The 1091-nt window shown below is 71.1% G+C and carries 1 pseudogene; it reads left to right on the top strand.

From position 1 onward, the window contains the following. Positions 1 to 1037, top strand: a pseudogene (locus tag G3N99_RS40565) (efflux transporter outer membrane subunit); the annotation flags it as partial. Positions 1038 to 1091: the final 54 nt, after the last annotated feature.

Below are 1091 nucleotides of genomic sequence, written 5' to 3'. Positions count from 1 at the left end.
CGGCCGTGCTGCTCGCCGGCTGCGCCGTCGGGCCCGACTATCACCGGCCCGACACGTCGATCCCCGCCGCCTACAAGGAAGCGCCGGCCGGCTGGAAGGTCGCGCAGCCCGCCGACCGCACCGACCGCGGCGCGTGGTGGACGGTCTACAACGATCCGCAGCTCGATGCGCTGATCGGCAAGCTCAACGCGTCGAACCAGACCATCGCGCAATCGGCGGCCGCGTACCGGCAGGCGCGTGCGCTCGTCACCGAGGCGCGGGCCGCGTATTTCCCGACCGTCGGGCTGACCGCGTCGGGCTCGCGCGCCCGCACGCCGCGCACGTCGGTGTCGTCGAGTTCGTCGTCGAGTTTCAGCAGCGGTTCGTCCGGCTCGATCAGCAACAGCTACAGCGTCGGTCTCGACGCGAGCTGGGAACCCGACCTGTGGGGCAAGGTGAGCCGTACCGTCAGCGCGCAGCGCGCCGGCGAAGCAGCCGCGGCGGCCGATCTCGCGAATGCGCGGCTGTCGCAGCAGGCGCTGCTCGCGCAAACCTACTTCCAGCTGCGCACGTCCGATGCGCTGCAGAAGCTGCTCGACGACACCGTGAAGTCGTACGAACAGTCGCTGAAACTCACGCAGAACCAGTACGCGCAGGGCGTCGCCGCGCGCGCGGACGTGATCCAGGCGCAGACGCAGCTGCAGAGCGCGCAGGCCGCGTCGATCGACAACGGTGTGGCCCGCGCGCAGTACGAGCATGCGATCGCGACGCTGATCGGCGAACCCGCGTCGACCTTCTCTCTGCCGCCGAATCCGCTCACCGCCGAGCCGCCGATCACGCCGGTCGACGTGCCGTCCGCGATCCTCGAACGCCGCCCCGACATCGCGGCGGCCGAGCGCCGTGCGGCGGCCGCGAACGAGCAGATCGGCGTCGCGATCTCCGCGTTCTTCCCGACCCTGACGCTGTCGGCCACCGGCGGCTTCCAGAGCTCGGTGTGGTCGCAGCTGTTCACGCTGCCGGCGCGCTTCTGGACGGTCGGCCCGCAGCTCGCGGCCACGTGATCATCTGCGGCTACGGCCGCGCGGGCCAGAACCTGGCGCGGATGCTCGAAA

This window comes from Burkholderia sp. Ac-20392, from assembly GCF_017104585.1.
Classification (GTDB): domain Bacteria; phylum Pseudomonadota; class Gammaproteobacteria; order Burkholderiales; family Burkholderiaceae; genus Burkholderia; species Burkholderia lata.
This window is presented reverse-complemented; position numbering and strand designations above follow the sequence as displayed.